Here is a 16,972-nt window from a genome sequence, read left to right as displayed (position 1 = left end):
TAACTTAAAATTAAGTGCTTTTTGTTTTTTAACCATTAAGATATTAAGTAAATCTAACTTAATGAAACTTTTAAAAGAAGGTTAAGAAAAATTAAGCATTCCAACTTAATTAACTTAATATCTTAATGGTGAAAAAATTATGATTTTAAAACTTTACTTTGGCAGACAAAATCTGATTTTGGAATATTTGTTTTGGCGATCGCTCCAAATCCGCCCTCAATTTCGGTAAAATTTCTGAAACCGCGTGCCTGTAAAATCGAAGCAGCAATCATGCTTCTGTAACCTCCTGCACAATGCAGATAAAAATGCTCATTCGGGTTAATATCTTTTACCCAGTCATTAATATAGGCCAGAGGTTTGCTGTACGCATTTTCGATATGTTCAGCTTCGTATTCGGTTTCTTTGCGAATATCGATTATTTTGTCCTTTTGAATGTTTACTTCGCCTGCAAATTGTTCAGATGAAATTCGGTTTACAGAATCTGTTTCAAAACCCGCTTTTTGCCATGCTTCAAAACCACCGTTCAAATGGCCGATGATTGTATCAAAACCTACACGGCTTAAACGGGTTACGGTTTCTTCTTCCATACCAACTTCGGTAACCAATACAATAGGTTGTTTTACATTGGCAATTAAAGTGCCAACCCATGGCGCAAAATCACCGTTGATTCCGATATTAATAGATTGCGGAATATAGGCTTTACTAAACTCCGCAGCACTTCTTGTGTCCAGAATTAAAGCATTGGTTTCTTCTGCGACGGCTTCAAAATCTTCTGCTTTGATTTCCTTCATTCCATTGTTTAAAACCGTTTCGAAGCTTTCATAACCCTTTTTATTCATGGCTACATTCATACTGAAATAGGCTGGAGGAGGCAATAAACCATCCGTAACTTCTTTGATGAATTCGGCTTCAGTCATATTGCCGCGTAAGGCATAATTAGTTTCCTTTTGATTTCCAATTGTCGAAACAGTTTCTTTACTCATGTTTTTTCCGCAGGCGCTTCCGGCACCGTGAGCAGGATAAACGATTACATCATCGGCCAGTGTCATTATTTTATTTCGTAAAGAATGATATAAAATTCCGGCGAGTTCGTCCTGTGTCATATTGGCTGCTTTTTGAGCCAGATCCGGACGGCCTACATCGCCGATGAATAAAGTATCTCCTGAGAAAATCGCATGATCTTTTCCGTTTCCATCAATTAACAGATATGTTGTACTTTCCATGGTATGCCCCGGAGTATGCAGGGCTTTTATAGTAATATCACCAATTTTAAATCCCTGTCCGTCTGTGGCAACGATACATTCAAATTCAGGTTTAGCATTTGGTCCATATACGATTGGAGCCTGAGTTTCTTTGCTTAAATCGAGATGTCCTGAAACAAAATCAGCGTGGAAATGCGTTTCAAAAATATACTTCAATTTTACATTATCGCGTTGCAGACGATCCAGATAAGGCTGAATTTCCCTAAGTGGATCAATAATCGCAGCTTCTCCGTTTGAGGTAATATAGTAAGCACCTTGTGCGAGGCATCCGGTGTAAATTTGTTCAATTTTCATGATAAAGTAATAAATAATGGGATAACAAAGGTAGTTTTGTTTTTTCTTAAAATAGGTGACTAATGTTACAGAAATTTGAATTTTGGGTAAAAAAGTGCAGATTTTGCCATACGATTTGAGATAAATTTATTTAAAGTTCAGCAATTACGCTTTAAGCATTAATTTTGCATATGACGAATGCCATTTCAAACAGAAATAAAATGAACACACAAGATTTATTAGATCAGATTGCTTTTATAAAAGAAATTGATAAGGTAAAATACATCCAGCGCAAAACAAAGCTGTTTAACAGTGACCGATGCGAAAATGACGCTGAACACAGCTGGCATCTGGCTTTGATGGCAATTATCCTGGCAGAACATTCCAATGAATCAATAGATGTTTTGAAAGTCGTAAAAATGGTTCTGATACATGATATTGTAGAGATTGATGCCGGAGATGTCTTTATTTATGACACCGCAAAAAATTATTCGAATACTGATGAAGAACGATTGGCTGCAAATCGAATTTTTGGCTTACTTCCAAAAAACCAGGCCGAAGAACTAATCGCAATCTGGGAAGAATTTGAAGCAGGAGAAACCGATGAAGCTAAATTTGCAAAATCGATGGACAGACTGGAACCTTTATTGCAGAATACTTCTAACGATGGCGGAACCTGGAAAGAGTTTGGAGTGAATTATGATAAGGTTTACGAAAAAAAGAGTGTGATACAAGAAGGCTCAAAATCAATATGGAATTACGCTGAAGGTTTGATAGACGAAAGCGTTGAAAAAGGGATTCTGAAAAAGGAGTGATTTTATTTATAATCTTGTCATTTCGACCGGAGGGAGAAATCACATCCAATATTCGACAAAGATTGGCGATTTTGATTATGGAATTTCTCGTGTGATTTCTCCTTCGTCGAAATGACAAACTTAGAGCAAATTTCCAAAAATTAAGTTTGAATTTTACTTTTTTATAATTGTTGAAAAGTTTCACAAAAATCAAGCGATAAACTTTTTTTACAGGACAGCAATTCGGGTTATAATCGGTAAATTTGTGGAACTTCATAAACAAATTACCTTATGGAAGAAATGCTCTTTTATGACCGAATGCAATTCGCCTTCACCATTACTTTTCACTATCTTTTTCCACAGCTTACAATGGGTCTTTCGCTCATTATCGTTTACTTTAAGTGGAAATATTTAAAAACTAATAACGAACACTACAACCACGCCACACATTTCTGGATGAAAATCTTCGCCCTGAATTTTGCAATGGGCGTTGTAACCGGAATTCCGATGGAGTTTCAGTTTGGGACCAACTGGGCTAAGTTCTCCGAATTAACCGGAGGAATCATAGGTCAGACGCTGGCTATGGAAGGAATGTTTTCGTTCTTTCTCGAATCTTCCTTTCTAGGAATCTTTTTATTTGGAGAAAAACTTCTCGGACATAAATGGCATTTTGTAACCGGAGTATTAATTATGATTGGTTCCTGGGCAAGTGGTTACTTAATTATCGGCACACATTCGTGGATGCAGAATCCCGTGGGTTATGAAATTTTGGAAAACGGAAAATTTGTACTGACGAATTTTAAAGCATTGTTCTTAAATCCGTGGTTGTGGCCTTCTTATTTACACAATCAGGCGGCTTCTCTGGTAACGAGCTCATTTGTAGTGGCGGGAATTGGTGCTTTTTATATTTTAAGCAGAAAGAATGTTTCTTTCGGTAAACTGTTTCTGAAAACAGGAGTCATATTCGGATTGATTTCGAGTCTTGTTGTGGCAGTTCCAACGGGAGATTTACTGGCTAAAAATGTTGTAAAATATCAGCCTGTGACTTTTGCAGCGATGGAAGGAATTTTCCACACAGAAAAAAAAGGTTCTGAAATTGTTTTGATCGGGCAGCCTGATGTAAAAGATAAAAAACTGGACAATAAAATCGCCGTTCCAAATATCCTGAGTTTCCTGACGTATGGAAATTGGAATCAGGAAATCCAAGGCTTGGATCAGTTTGAAGAAGACCTGCATCCAACCAATATCTCAGGATTATATTATGCGTATCATATTATGGTAGGACTTGGCACCGTATTTATCGGTTTGATGGTCCTTTCACTTTTTCAGCTAATCAGGGGCAAATTGTTTGAAACCAAATGGATTTTATGGTCGCTTATGTTTATGATGCCGTTTCCGTATATTGCTAATACGACTGGTTGGTATACTGCCGAATTAGGTAGGCAGCCATGGTTGGTTTATAATTTGATGCGAACAGCTTCGGGTGCATCGCCAACGGTTTCTTCCGGAAATACCTTATTTACCTTATTGGGTTTTATCGGATTGTATCTGTTACTCGGAATGCTGTTTTTGCTTTTGGTTGGAAAAATTATCAATAAAGGGCCACATCATGTGGAACTTTCAACAGAAAAAATATAAGTATGGAATTTTTTTGGTACGTAGTTTTAATGGGAATCCTGGCTGTCTATCTGGTATTGGACGGTTACGATTTTGGAGCAGGAATTATTCATTTGTTTTTTGCGAAAGAAGAAAAAGATAAAAAAGCAATTACAAGCGCTATTGGACCTTTTTGGGATGCCAATGAGGTTTGGCTGATTGCAGCGGGAGGTGTTTTGTTTTTCGCTTTTCCAACTTTGTACGCCTCATCATTCAGCGGATTTTACCTGCCTTTGATTATGATTTTATGGCTGTTGATTTTTCGTGCCATAGGATTGGAAATGCGCGGGCAGGTACACAATCATATGTGGGAAGCGATTTGGGACAAAGCTTTCGGAATTGCGAGTTTGCTTTTAGCGCTGTTTTTCGGAATGGCTTTAGGGAATATCGTTCGCGGTGTTAATCTCGGAATGGTTCAAAATGGCGTTTCAACTCAGGAAGCGCATTATTTCTTTCTGCCTCTCTGGAATCCGACTTTTAGCCCACAGGCAAATGAATTGGGAATTATCGACTGGTTTACACTTTTCTTAGGAATTGTGAGTGTTGTAGCTTTGACCATTCACGGTGCCAACTGGATTATTTACAAAACCAATTCTTCTTTGAATCCGAAGCTTAAAAATGTAGTTTTTAAACTGAACATTGTTTTGCTGGTTTTGGTTTTTATTTCGCTGCAGGTTTGGCATTTTATTGAACCTAAACCTTTTCATAATTTTGTAGAAAATCCGATTTTGTGGTTTTTTCCGCTATTGACTTTTGTTGGGATTTTAGGGTTATTTAAAGTTCGTTCCTTTAAAAAAGACGGTTACGGATTTCTGTTCTCTACTTTGTTTTTAGTGGGAGGATTTGCCTCAACAGCGGTTTCGATTTTTCCGAATGTCCTGCCATCAACGAATAAAGTAAATCCTTCATTAACAATTTACAATACTGCCGCCGGAGAATACGGTTTAAATGCCGGTTTGAACTGGTTTTTTATTGCGCTGTTTTTAGTAATTGTTTATTTTATCATTCAGTATCGTGTTTTTAGCGGGAAGATGGATGATATTGGGTATGGGGAGCATTGATTTTATTTAAGATTGTACTCAAAAAAACAGCGTATAAATTATCAAAGTTTAGCTTAAATAAAAAGCTTTATTTGTCCTAAATCAGTCTATTTTTTGTAGTAATGATATCAATATTAGAATCAAATTGTTGAAAATCTTTGCTATTAGTAACAATCTTAAACTTATTTAAAATTGCTGAAGTAATTAGACTGTATTTACTTCTAACTATTAAATCATCATGATAGGAATTATTAAAATCAATAATTTTGAAGTTGTTTAAAATAGCATCTTTATCGATTGGATTAAATACATCTTCAAGAATTACTAAATTAGGCAATTGATATATTTTATTTATCGATGCAGTAATAGTGGCAACGGAATTTTCATATTCTTTACTGCCAACAAAATCTTTTTTAAACTTTTTATTAATTAAATTATTGTTGGACTTCCATTGTTTAAAATCTCTTTTGAGCAGTATACTTGCAAATTCATAAGTAATCATTGAGGTGATGTAAATGGGAGAATTTTGAGCTATTATTTTTTCAAATAAGATTGCATATTGATTTTTATCATTAGCTTGAGATTCTTTAACAGTTCCGAATAATAAAATCCAGATATTGGTATCAAAAAAGAATTGATCTGTAAATCCAATTTCATACTCATTTAACTTAATTGTTTGCCATACATTACATCATTTAATTTTTTCAAAGGATTTTAGTTCTGTGAATAGTAGATCTTAAAAGAGTTTTTTTATTCGCTTCTATATTTTTAAGTTTTTAATATTCATCACAACTATCCTATATTACTTTATAAGTAAGAGTCAACTGAATTGCTAGATATTTTATATTTGAATTTTCACTATTCAAAATTACGTTATAAAAAATATTTTTTTTGGGTTTTCAACTCTTGTTTAAGAATTTAATAATGAATCAATGTTAAAAGACTAAAAAATCTAATTTACCCAATTATGCGTTAGGGATAGGAGCCAATGTCATTAAGTTAAGAGATTTTAGATTGAGGATTAACGATTTTTGATTTCAGATTTGGTTTGGCTAAATATTAGATTGTTGATTCTAGAAGGTTTTTATATCTGAAATCAAAAATCGTTAATCAAAAATCAGCAATCATTTTATCCTTAACTTAATGACATTTGGATAGAAGCGGTATCCTTTTTCCTGCAGCTGCCAGCAGGGAAAAGATACAAGTGGATAGCCTCCCGATAGCTATCGGGATAGGTAACGCCCAAAAGAATATTCTCTTTAGTAAATAAAATAAAAAAGTAAAGGCATTTTGCGTAGTATTTTTCTAAGGATTTAATTACAACTATTAGTTATATTCTATAATTTGTGTTGTAAGAAAAAAAAGAAGTTAATGCTTAATATTGCGTATCTAAGAATTTTTATAAAGATTCCGAAAGATTTTACACAAACCTTTATTTTTTTATTTACTTATTATTATGTTCATAACTATTTTTACCGACACGATTAAATTTCACTACAAATCTAAAAACTGGCAGTATGATTTTGATGAAATTAAAGAACTGGGACTGCTAAAAAAAAAGAAAAAGTATTTTCTTGAAAATGGTGCTTTTATAGCCGTAACCGCCGTAGCGTATTATTGTATGATTTTCTCAGACCTGATGGATCTATACTATATTATTCCGACACTTTTATGCTACGTTTTTATTATAATCGCAAGATTTGATAACACTTCAGAATTTGTGTATTTCGTATTTGTAAAAGATATTTACAGAAAAGAAATAAAGATTAAAATTGCCGCAAAGGACCGACCTCTGATAGGCGAACAGATAGATCATTTTCTGGATCTTCAGTTTGAAAGAAGTATAAAAAAGACTGCTTAAATAAAAAATCAAAGATGTATTTATTTGGAATTTCCCATTATGATTTAGTTTTCATAATGGCAGCTTTGATGTATGGTTATTTTATTACCAGCAGAAAAAAATAATGAACTACTGTGTTACTATTCCTGACAATATGAAGTTTTAGAGTACCCTAAATAAGATATAGTTATGCTGTTAAAAAGTTTAATGGCGGGCTGTTTTAGCTATACCTGACCCCAAATTAAAAAAATATGGCCACAACAATTAAAAACAAAATCAAAAACATTAGAGAGTTAAAAAATTACACTCAGGAATATATGGCAGAAAAATTAGGTGTAACTCAGGCCGGTTATAGTAAAATTGAAAAAGGAAAAACTTCTTTGAGTTATGAAAAACTGGTCGAAATAGGAAGAATTCTTGATGTAAGTGTTGAAGATATCATCAGTTTTGATTACGATCGGTACTTTAATAGTTTTAATAAAATCACCGGAAATAATAATGGGAGTATTTTGATTAACACAGAAAATACTTCTACGATCAAAGAACTATATGAAGACAAAATTCAGCTATTAGAAAAGCTTTTAAACAGGACAGAAATTGAGCTTGGACGTTATAAACAAAAATTTGGGGAAATTTGAAGTAACTCCAATTGAAATGCGTTCTGTTTTGGCCCAAAATTCATTTTTTGGGCTAAATTTTTTTAGGAACAAGAGAATATGATTTAACCGGGTGCTATAGATTGGTATGGATAGCCCGATATAAAGAACGTCAAAAAAATATAAATTCTTAATCGAAAAAAACTTTCAAATCGCCATAGATTCCCCAATTTTCAATAATAATTGATCTTTCGTATGGTCTCTCTATTAGTATGGGGCCAAAAAGAGCATTTTTGTTTGTAGATAAAATTTGGTCATTGTTATCTACAATTACAGTGTTTCCATGAAAATCTTTTTTTTGTTTTGCTAGTATCCGGTCGTGTTTGTCTACAATTTTGATATCACCAAATATATCTTTTACTTCTTTGGCTATGATTTCGTCTTTTCCATTTTTAATCATAACATTGTTGAAAATATCTTTAACCTGTTTGGCTATAATTTTTTCGAATGGGTCTGTAATGATAATATTACCAAAGATATCTTTCTTTAAAATTACGAGTGTTCTTCCATATGCATCTTCAATAATGGTGTTGCCAAATAAGTCGGTTTTGTAATTTACTTCCAATTTGTAATCAGTTTGGATGACAGTTTGATTTAAAGAATTTGTTCTGTAAATGATATTCTGGCTGTAAGTAAAGTTACAAAAGTAAAAAAAGAGAGAAACGAGAGTAATTTTATTCATTAGGCGGATTGTTTTCGCGAATAAACACAAACTTAATGCCAAAAAGAATTGATTGATTTAAAGGTTCTAAAGCTGTTTTGGTAAGAATTACAACTAATTTTAGGTTTAGTTTCATCTTTGTCAAAATTAAGAATCCTGACAAAGACTACTCTACAAGTGAAACTAAATTCAAAATATTTAAGAATTGCGTGAAAGCCTTAAAACAAAACTTCTTTTGTAATAATATAAACTCCCATTACGAGAACAAACCAGCCAAAAAGAGGTTTTAGTTTTGCTCCGTCAATCTTTTTAGAAAGTTGGCTTCCAATTAGCATTCCCAGGAGTGCCATGGCAGAAACGCTTAATAAAAAGGGATAATCTATGGGTGTTCCGATATATAAATCGCCTCCAAAACCTATTATTGAATTGATTGTAATGATTAATAATGATGTTCCAACGGCTTGCTTCATGGGTAAATTGGCAAAAAATAATAAGGCCGGAATAATTAAAAAACCGCCACCGGCACCCAGAAATCCGGTTACGATTCCGACCACAAAACCGATTAAGCTTAATTGCGGGTAATTGGTTTCGGCATTTTTTATTTCGGGCTGGTCTTTTTTAATCATTGAAATTGCTGCAGTAATCATCAATATTGAAAAGACAATCATAATCAGAAAGTCTTTTGAAACCGAATAAGAGGCTATGCAGAATAACGTGGCTGCGATTTGCGGAAAAATAACTTCACGTATGATTAAAATTGAAACCACAGACGGAAAAGCAAAGTAAAACGCCGATTTGAGTTTGAGGTTGCCCATTTTGTAATGGCTGTAACTTCCGGACATAGCTGTAAGCCCAACAATAAATAAAGAGTACGAAGTGGCCTGGTCCGGACTTACCTTAAACAAATAAACAAGAATCGGAATAGTCAATATCGATCCGCCGCCGCCAATTAAGCCCAGCGAAATTCCGATAATGATAGAGGCAAAATAACCCAGATATTCCATTGCATTTGTTTTGATGCAAAGGTGGTTTGTAAATTGGAAACCTACAGTAACATTTATCACAGAAGGTGATTTTGTAATAGATTAAAATATCAAATGGATTTTTATGTTACTTATAATGTCAGTTCGAGCGGAGTTGAGAACCCGAAAAGCATGTAGACTTCGCTCAATGTGACAGAATAGATTTAGTGCTAATTCGTGAAATTAGTTTTTAATAATTCAATTTGGTTTCTGTTGAGCTTTACCAATCCTCTTTGTTCCATTTTTTTGAGCAATCTTGAAACGACTTCTCTTGAGGTATTCAGTTCGGTTGCAATTTCCTGATGAGAAAGTTTGACTTCAGAGCAACCACAGGAGTCAGAATGTCTTTTCAGGTAAAATTCCAAACGTTCATCCATGGATCGGAAAGCGATATTATCAATAACTTCAAGGACTTCTTCAAAACGACTTCGATAGGTTTCAATGACAAATTCGTACCAGGATCTGTGTTCCATCATCCATTTGTCCATCATCTGCAGGGGAATCATCATGACAGAAACATCTTCGACTACTTTGGCCATAATTTGACTTTTTTCGCTTTTTGCGGTACAAATCATAGAAATGGCGCAGGCCTGTCCCGGCTGTAAATAATACATTAAAAACTCACCGCCATCTTCGCCTTCGCGATAGATTTTGATCTTTCCTTTGGTAATTAAAACGGTATTTTTAATATACTGTCCGGTTCGCATTAAGATTGTTCCGGATTTAAAATCTTGTGGGCTCCCGGTTTCTTCAATAACAGCAATCAGTTCATTGGAGAAATTTGGAAAGAGGGTTTTTAATGAAGGCTGCATGGGTGAAATTTAAAAATAAACGATACTGTTCTAATCCTTAATTTTTTGTCTTGTCTTCCCGTTAAAAATAAAATCTTAATGTTTTGTTATTACAGATTTTATCAAAAACAAACTAAAACTTATAATTGTTTGCAAAGATAATAGATTGAATTGTTATAAATTGTCAGAAAACTATTTTTAAGACCAGAATTACTAAAATGAAAAAATCCTATTTTCTATTAACATTCCAGTATGTTTTTTTGAAAATAGTGAGTAAATTTGTAAAACGCTGACAATTTTACGTTCTCTAAAACGTTTTCTCTGAATAATAATCGAAAACGTATTTTGAACGTATTTTATGTAGTAAAAACTTTTAATTTTACAAAAAACACAATACTATGAATTTATCACAAGAAGATTGGGTTGCACAATTAGAGTCTGATGAAAATGCAGTTATACTTGACGTAAGAACTGAAGACGAATTTAACGACGGCTATATTGAAAATGCTGTAAATATTGACATCAATAAAGGTCAGGCTTTTATTTATGACATAGAAGAACTGGATAAAAATAAAAATTATTACGTGTATTGCCGTTCAGGAGCGAGAAGTGCAAAAGCATGTCAGATTATGAATGAATTAGGTTTTGAGAATGCCTATAATCTGCTTGGTGGAATCCTGGATTGGGAAGGCGAAACCGTAACCCCATAAAAAGACTAAGAGAGGCAAAAAAACGCCTCTTTTTTCTTTTAAAAAATATTAAATAACCAAAACTAAAATTACCAGATTATGAGTTTTATACCCGAAGAGTATCAAATTAAAGACCTTCTGAATCAGGATACTTATCTTGTAAACGGAGAATTAAAAAAGTGGACAGGTCAGACAACACCTGTGTTTTCTACCATTTCGTCTACAGAAAAATATACGCCTACATTATTAGGTTCTATTCCGTTTATGGCAGAGAAAGAAGCTGCTGAGGTAGTGGAAGCCGCTACTGCTGCTTACGATAAAGGTCAGGGATTATGGCCAACCATGAAAGTGATTGACCGTATTAAATGTATGGAAAATTTCGTGAGACAAATGAAGGAAACCCGTGAAGATGTGGTGAAACTTTTGATGTGGGAAATTGGAAAAAACCTTGGAGATTCACAAAAAGAATTTGACAGAACGGTAGAATATATTCAGGATACTATTGACAGTTACAAGGAATTAAACGGGCGCAGTTCTAAATTCTCAAAAGTTCAGGGCGTAAATGCAATGATTCGTCGTGGGCCTCTTGGAGTGGTTTTGTGTCTTGGACCTTATAATTACCCTCTTAACGAAACGTTCTCATTATTGATTCCTGCATTAATTATGGGTAATGCCGTGATTTTTAAACCTGCAAAATATGGTGTTTTATGTATTTCGCCATTATTGGAAGCTTTCAGAAGCAGTTTTCCAAAAGGGGTTATCAATATTGTATACGGAAGAGGTCGTGAAGTGGCTTCTCCAATCATGAAATCAGGAAAAATTGATGTTTTGGCATTGATTGGAAACAGTAAGTCTGCGATTGCTTTACAAGATCAGCATCCAAACAAAAACAGACTTCGTTTGATTTTAGGTCTGGAAGCTAAAAATCCAGCGATTATTTTACCGGATGCCGACTTAGATTTGGCTATCCAGGAGTGTATCACAGGATCATTGTCTTTCAACGGTCAGCGTTGTACGGCTTTGAAGGTTTTGTATGTTCATGAGTCTATCGCTGAGGAATTTAACAGACGTTTTTCTGAAAAAGTAGATGCTTTGGTATTTGGAAATCCATGGGAAAAAGGAGCTTCTTTAACTCCGCTTCCGGAAGAAGATAAACCAGCTTACATTCAGGGACTAATTGACGATGCTACAAGTAAAGGAGCGAAAATATTAAATGAAAAAGGAGGAAAACATTCTGAAAATTATATTTTTCCGGCCGTTTTATATCCTGTAAATAAAGACATGAGAGTGTATCACGAAGAGCAATTTGGACCAGTTGTGCCAATTATCTCTTTCAAAGATATCAATGAACCACTAGACGATATGGCCGAATCAAATTACGGACAGCAGGTAAGTTTGTTCGGAAAAGATATCAAAACTCTGGCTCCGCTTATCGATGCTTTGGTAAACTTAGTGTGCAGGGTAAACCTGAACAGTTCTTGCCAGAGAGGTCCCGATGCGTTCCCGTTTACAGGACGTAAAGATTCTGCAGTAGGTACATTGAGTATTCCGGATGCATTGCGTTCGTTCTCTATTCGTACGTTTGTGGCTTCAAAAGACATTGCTTATAACAATGAAATCCTTCAGGAATTATTAAACAGTAAAGAATCCAATTTCATCAATACTGATTATATTTTATAATTTTCAGGTTATATATTAATTTCAAAACCGCCTTATTCTTTTGAATTTGGCGGTTTTTCTTTGCGTTTTGTTTTCTTCCTAAAATGGATTGTACACACTAAAAGTTGTGTAAAATAGGTAAGAATGGGTAAAATTTACACACTGATTTTTGCTTGTATTAAGCTAATTTGCTCATTATCTGAATAAAACCTTATTGGCATGGCGCTTGTAAAATGAAATAGAACAACGTTTAGATAAACGTCATCGGAAATTAATACAAGCATAATATGGAAAGCGAAACAATTACTTCAGAACAATTTTATTCAACAGATAAAACAAATAAAAAAGAACACATTTTACAAAGTTCTATTTTTAAAATTAATCAGGAATCTTCAAAAATCAGCATAGATAAAACTTCGAATCCACTACCGATTTTTGTTCTCATCGGTACTTTTGCCGTACTATTTGCAGGGGCTTTTTTAGTTTATAAATTCCAGTCAGATTTTGAGCAGTTTCAACTGGAAAGAATAGAATCTATGATAGGTTTTCCATTTTTGATTCTGGCCACTATTTTATCTCTTTTTAAAGCCGGAGTTTTTCTGTACAAGTCATTTCTTTATTTCAAATACAAGCCTATAGAATCTGTTTCAGATGATTTACTGCCTACCTGTACAGTTATAGTTCCGGCTTATAATGAAGGAAAATTGGTTTGGGATACTTTGCTAAGTTTGGCAGACAGTGATTATCCGCAGGAAAAAATGCAGCTTTTGGCTATTGACGACGGAAGCAAAGATGATACCTGGTACTGGATTCAACAGGCTAAAATAAAACTTGGTGACCGATTGTCAATCTATCAGCAGCCACAAAATAAAGGAAAACGTCACGCACTTTACAGAGGATTCAAACTGGGAACAGGCGAAATTTTTGTAACAGTAGACAGTGATTCGATTGTGAAAAAGGATACTTTAAGAAATCTCGTAAGCCCTTTCGTAAACAATGAAAAATGCGGAGCTGTTGCAGGAAATGTTCATGTGCTAAACAATAAAAAAGCGATGCTTCCTAAAATGTTGAATGTGAGTTTTGTAATGAGTTTTGAATTTGTACGATCTGCAGAAAGTGTGTTGGGATCTGTAATGTGTACTCCCGGAGCTCTGGCAGCATATCGCAATACTTCGGTTTTTGCCTGCCTTGAAGAATGGATCAACCAGACTTTTATGGGAGAACCTTCGGATATTGGTGAAGATCGTGCCATGACTAATATGATTTTGAAACAGGGTTACAAGGTATTATTTCAAAGAAATTCGGTTGTATTGACCAATGTTCCTGAAGAATATACGGGATTATATAAAATGTTTATCAGATGGGGAAGAAGCAATGTTCGCGAAAACCTGATGATGGCAAAATATGTTTTCAAAAACTTCAGAACCGAATCAAAATTAGGAACCAGAATTTTGTATTTGGATCAGACTGCGAAAATTATAATGTCTTTTCCATTCTTAATTTTCATGTTCTTCTTTATTGCAACACATCCGCTGTTATTTTTTAGTTCAACACTTTTAAGTATATTGATTATATCCAGTTTTTCAGCTTTCTTTTATGGTAAAAAATATGGTTTTTCTGAATCAATTTGGGCGTATTCCTATAGTGTTTTTTATACCTTCAGTCTGTTTTGGATTACTCCGTATGCGATTGTTACAGCTCATAAAAAAGGATGGCTCACACGTGGCTTGTCTGAAAAGAAAATAGAAGAATATGTTACTCTGGAACAATACAGCCAGATAGCCAAATAAAATAAAAAATTAAAGTATTTTAGAACCGTCTTTTCCTTTGAGGATTAAGACGGTTTTTATTTTTATATGATGATGATAAAATCAATCAAAGCTTTGGATACATGGAAAATCAGGCATGAAGTAATGTGGCCCGATCAGCCTTTGGAATTTGTTCAGTTGGAAGAAGATGAATTCGGCTTGCATTTTGGCGTTTTTATAGATGAAAAACTGATTTCAATTGTATCCTGTTTTATTTCAGATGATGAAATGCAGTTTAGAAAACTCGCAACTTTACCCGAATATCAGGGTCAGGGAATCGCATCTGAACTTTTAAAACATATTTTTGAATTGGCCGGCAAAAAGAATTTAAAGAGAATTTGGTGCAATGCCAGATCCGGTAAAAAATCGTTTTATGAAAAACTCGGGATGAAAGATACTATTCAAACGTTTAGCAAAGCAGGTCAGGAATTTACAATCATGGAGATTTGTTTTTGATTTTGAAATGTGAAAAAAATCCTAATTGAGCCTGATTTATAGAAAACTTCAATTAATTATCTTAATTTAACCACAGACAAATTAATACTTTAGTTTACCATGGAGAATTCAAAAATTAAGGCTTTTATACCACTTTTATACCTTGTTTGGTCAGACGATCTTTTAACGCAAAAGGAGTTTACTACGCTGCAGGAATTCATTACTTCTTTAACAATGCTTTCACCGGAAGAGCAACAATATTTGCTTTCGAAAGTGGATATTTCGAATCCGCCTTCGCGAAATGAACTTACAGAATGGAAATCGGATATTGAAAAAAGTATTAAAGATAAATCGTCTATAAAGTCCATTTTTGATATCGCTGTAGCACTTTCTGATAAAGATTTGAATATTTCAGGATTAGAATTAAAATTCACAAAACTGGAAAATGATCTTGGGGTTTTAGGCGAAGAATTGATTCAGAACTTTAAAACCAAGGCAGATTCTTTTACAGCCAGTTCCCAAACCAATACTAATTTCGATGTACAGAAAATTACAGAAATTTTGGATGGTACAGAAGCCGCAATTATCAAAAAAGTAAAATCGGTTATTTCCAGACCTGAATTTGCTTATGAAACTTCTACTGATATTAATGTCTATCGCCAGACGGTTTACAATTGGTGCAAAATTTTAGCCGATGAAAACCTCGGAAATATGGCGTATCCAAAACAATACGGAGGTGGAGAAAACATAGCAGATTATTTTGCTATTATGGAAATACTGAGTTATCATGATTTAAGTCTGGTGATTAAATTTGGAGTACAGTTCGGGCTTTGGGGAATGAGCGTTCAGTCATTGGGAACCGAGAAACATTATGCAAAATATTTAAAAGATATTGGTTCATTAAAAATTCCGGGTTGTTTTGCGATGACCGAAACACATCATGGTTCAAATGTAAAAGGACTTGAAACCACAGCAACTTACAATCATAACGATCAGACTTTTACCATTCATACCCCTCACGAAAAAGCACAAAAAGAATATATTGGCAATGCCGCTGTTCACGGACAAATGGCGACCGTTTTTGCCAAACTGATTATTGACGGTCACGATCATGGCGTAAATGCTTTTGTAGTACCGTTGCGTGATACCAATGGAAATGTTTTAAACGGAATTACAATAGGAGATTGCGGTCATAAAATGGGACTTAACGGAGTAGATAACGGAACAATCCGTTTTGACAATGTTGTGATTCCGAAAGAAAATATGCTCGACCGCTTTGCTTCTGTAACTGATAAAGGCGAATTCGAAAGTCCGATTCCGAGTGATAACAGACGTTTTTTTACGATGTTAGGAACTTTGGTTGGAGGCCGAATCGGGATTCCGCGTTCTGCTTTGGCTGCTGCGAAATCCGGTCTTACGATTGCCATTCGTTACAGCGATCAAAGAAGACAGTTCGGACCCGAAGGTGGTTCAGAAGTTCCGATTTTAAATTACAGAATGCATCAGCGCAGATTACTTCCACATTTGGCAAAAACCTACGCGGTGCATTTTGGACTGCAATATCTCACCAGTCGTTTTTTAAACAGAACAGAATCTGAAATGCAGGATATCGAAGCTTTGGCAGCTGGTATGAAATCGTATTCGACCTGGAGCACCAGAGATATTTTACAGGAATGCCGTGAAGCTTGTGGAGGAAAAGGGTATTTGTCTGAAAACAGAATAAACGCCTTAAAAAACGATACAGAAATTTATACCACTTTTGAAGGTGATAATACCGTTTTGATGCAATTGGTTGCCAAAAACCGTCTGGCTGAATTCAGAAAGTCATTTGGCGAAATGGGATCTTTTGGCATTATCAACTATGTATATGAAAATGCCCGAACCGCAATCGCAGAAAAAAATCCAATCATAACCCGCAAAACTGATGATGAACATTTGCTGGATAATCAGTTTCATCTGCAGGCTTTTGTACACAGAGAAAAAACAATTTTAGCATCGGCAGCAAGACGTATCAAAAAACTCATTGATGAAGGTTTAGAAGCGTATGATGCTTTTAATGTGGTTCAACACCAAATGATTGATGTTGCTGAAGCGTATTTGGAAAGAGTGGTTTTGGAGCAATTTCAAATTACAATAGAAAAAGTTGAAGATGTAAAAACTAAAGAAATATTGCTGAAATTAAATCAACTGTATGCCCTTTCACAAATAGAAAAAAACAAAGGTTGGTATTTAGAAGACGGTTATATGGAAGCGGTCAAAACCAAAGCGATTCGTAAAATGGTCAATCAGCTTTGTTGGGATATCAGGCCGGATGCGGTTTCTCTGGTAAATGCTTTTGATATTCCGGAGAGTTGCCTTGCGGCTCCAATTGCGGTGTAATTATAAA

The 16,972-nt window shown here is 34.6% G+C and carries 16 protein-coding genes; 10 read left to right on the top strand and 6 right to left on the bottom strand.

From position 1 onward, the window contains the following. Window positions 1–137: 137 nt before the first annotated feature. Window positions 138–1,556 carry an MBL fold metallo-hydrolase gene (locus JE46_RS16200; RefSeq protein ID WP_031456326.1) on the bottom strand — a complete coding sequence of 473 codons (1,419 nt, stop codon included), beginning with the start codon at window positions 1,554–1,556 and terminating at the stop codon, window positions 138–140. Between the two features lie 200 nt (window positions 1,557–1,756). Here JE46_RS16200 and JE46_RS16195 point away from each other — a divergent pair, with 200 nt between their 5' ends. The 3 genes from JE46_RS16195 to cydB all read left to right on the top strand — a co-directional run bounded on the left by JE46_RS16195 (window position 1,757) and on the right by cydB (window position 5,046). Continuing rightward, entirely contained in the window at window positions 1,757–2,350 is a 594-nt protein-coding gene (locus JE46_RS16195; protein WP_031456325.1) for an HD domain-containing protein, read from the top strand. Between the two features lie 270 nt (window positions 2,351–2,620). Then, window positions 2,621–3,967, top strand: a complete 1,347-nt coding sequence (locus JE46_RS16190) for a cytochrome ubiquinol oxidase subunit I (RefSeq protein ID WP_031456324.1) — start codon at window positions 2,621–2,623, stop codon at window positions 3,965–3,967. Between the two features lie 2 nt (window positions 3,968–3,969). After that, window positions 3,970–5,046, top strand: coding sequence for a cytochrome d ubiquinol oxidase subunit II (gene cydB, locus JE46_RS16185; protein ID WP_031456323.1), 1,077 nt, complete (start codon window positions 3,970–3,972; stop codon window positions 5,044–5,046). Between the two features lie 76 nt (window positions 5,047–5,122). Here the strand turns inward: cydB and JE46_RS16180 are convergent, their stop codons facing one another. Beyond that, window positions 5,123–5,527 (bottom strand): hypothetical protein, encoded by a 405-nt coding sequence (locus JE46_RS16180; RefSeq protein ID WP_031456322.1) that lies wholly within the window; start codon window positions 5,525–5,527, stop codon window positions 5,123–5,125. 954 nt (window positions 5,528–6,481) lie between these two features. Here JE46_RS16180 and JE46_RS16175 point away from each other — a divergent pair. Further along, window positions 6,482–6,886: a hypothetical protein gene (locus JE46_RS16175; RefSeq protein ID WP_031456321.1), complete on the top strand. Its 405-nt coding sequence runs from the start codon at window positions 6,482–6,484 to the stop codon at window positions 6,884–6,886. A gap of 230 nt (window positions 6,887–7,116) precedes the next feature. Then, window positions 7,117–7,503 carry a helix-turn-helix transcriptional regulator gene (locus JE46_RS16170; protein ID WP_031456320.1) on the top strand — a complete coding sequence of 129 codons (387 nt, stop codon included), beginning with the start codon at window positions 7,117–7,119 and terminating at the stop codon, window positions 7,501–7,503. 148 nt (window positions 7,504–7,651) lie between these two features. Here the strand turns inward: JE46_RS16170 and JE46_RS16165 are convergent, their stop codons facing one another. From JE46_RS16165 to JE46_RS16155, 4 genes are all read right to left on the bottom strand, one after another. After that, a complete protein-coding gene (locus JE46_RS16165; RefSeq protein WP_051872904.1) occupies window positions 7,652–8,203 on the bottom strand; it encodes a hypothetical protein in 552 nt (183 codons plus the stop codon). Beyond that, window positions 8,196–8,318, bottom strand: a complete 123-nt coding sequence (locus JE46_RS24635) for a hypothetical protein (protein ID WP_262494102.1) — start codon at window positions 8,316–8,318, stop codon at window positions 8,196–8,198. Before JE46_RS24635 ends, JE46_RS16165 begins: the two co-directional genes overlap by 8 nt. A gap of 82 nt (window positions 8,319–8,400) precedes the next feature. Then, the gene (locus tag JE46_RS16160; RefSeq protein ID WP_031456318.1) at window positions 8,401–9,186 is read right to left on the bottom strand and encodes a sulfite exporter TauE/SafE family protein; all 786 of its coding nucleotides are present in this window, start codon (window positions 9,184–9,186) and stop codon (window positions 8,401–8,403) included. 188 nt (window positions 9,187–9,374) lie between these two features. Beyond that, the gene (locus JE46_RS16155) at window positions 9,375–10,016 is read right to left on the bottom strand and encodes a Crp/Fnr family transcriptional regulator (RefSeq protein ID WP_031456317.1); all 642 of its coding nucleotides are present in this window, start codon (window positions 10,014–10,016) and stop codon (window positions 9,375–9,377) included. A 377-nt stretch (window positions 10,017–10,393) separates the two neighbouring features. Here JE46_RS16155 and JE46_RS16150 point away from each other — a divergent pair, with 377 nt between their 5' ends. The 5 genes from JE46_RS16150 (at window position 10,394) to JE46_RS16130 (ending at window position 16,965) form a co-directional block, all read left to right on the top strand. After that, window positions 10,394–10,705, top strand: a complete 312-nt coding sequence (locus JE46_RS16150) for a rhodanese-like domain-containing protein (RefSeq protein ID WP_031456316.1) — start codon at window positions 10,394–10,396, stop codon at window positions 10,703–10,705. A gap of 78 nt (window positions 10,706–10,783) precedes the next feature. Next, on the top strand, window positions 10,784–12,364 hold the full coding sequence (locus JE46_RS16145; protein WP_031456315.1) for an NADP-dependent glyceraldehyde-3-phosphate dehydrogenase: 1,581 nt from the start codon (window positions 10,784–10,786) through the stop codon (window positions 12,362–12,364). A 266-nt stretch (window positions 12,365–12,630) separates the two neighbouring features. Continuing rightward, window positions 12,631–14,133, top strand: a complete 1,503-nt coding sequence (locus JE46_RS16140; protein WP_035136701.1) for a glycosyltransferase — start codon at window positions 12,631–12,633, stop codon at window positions 14,131–14,133. A gap of 66 nt (window positions 14,134–14,199) precedes the next feature. Then, the gene (locus JE46_RS16135) at window positions 14,200–14,607 is read left to right on the top strand and encodes a GNAT family N-acetyltransferase (RefSeq protein WP_244881889.1); all 408 of its coding nucleotides are present in this window, start codon (window positions 14,200–14,202) and stop codon (window positions 14,605–14,607) included. A gap of 99 nt (window positions 14,608–14,706) precedes the next feature. After that, window positions 14,707–16,965: an acyl-CoA dehydrogenase family protein gene (locus JE46_RS16130; RefSeq protein ID WP_031456312.1), complete on the top strand. Its 2,259-nt coding sequence runs from the start codon at window positions 14,707–14,709 to the stop codon at window positions 16,963–16,965. Window positions 16,966–16,972 lie beyond the last annotated feature (7 nt).

This window comes from Flavobacterium chungangense LMG 26729 (genome assembly GCF_000735715.2).
Lineage (GTDB): Bacteria > Bacteroidota > Bacteroidia > Flavobacteriales > Flavobacteriaceae > Flavobacterium > Flavobacterium chungangense.
This window is presented reverse-complemented; position numbering and strand designations above follow the sequence as displayed.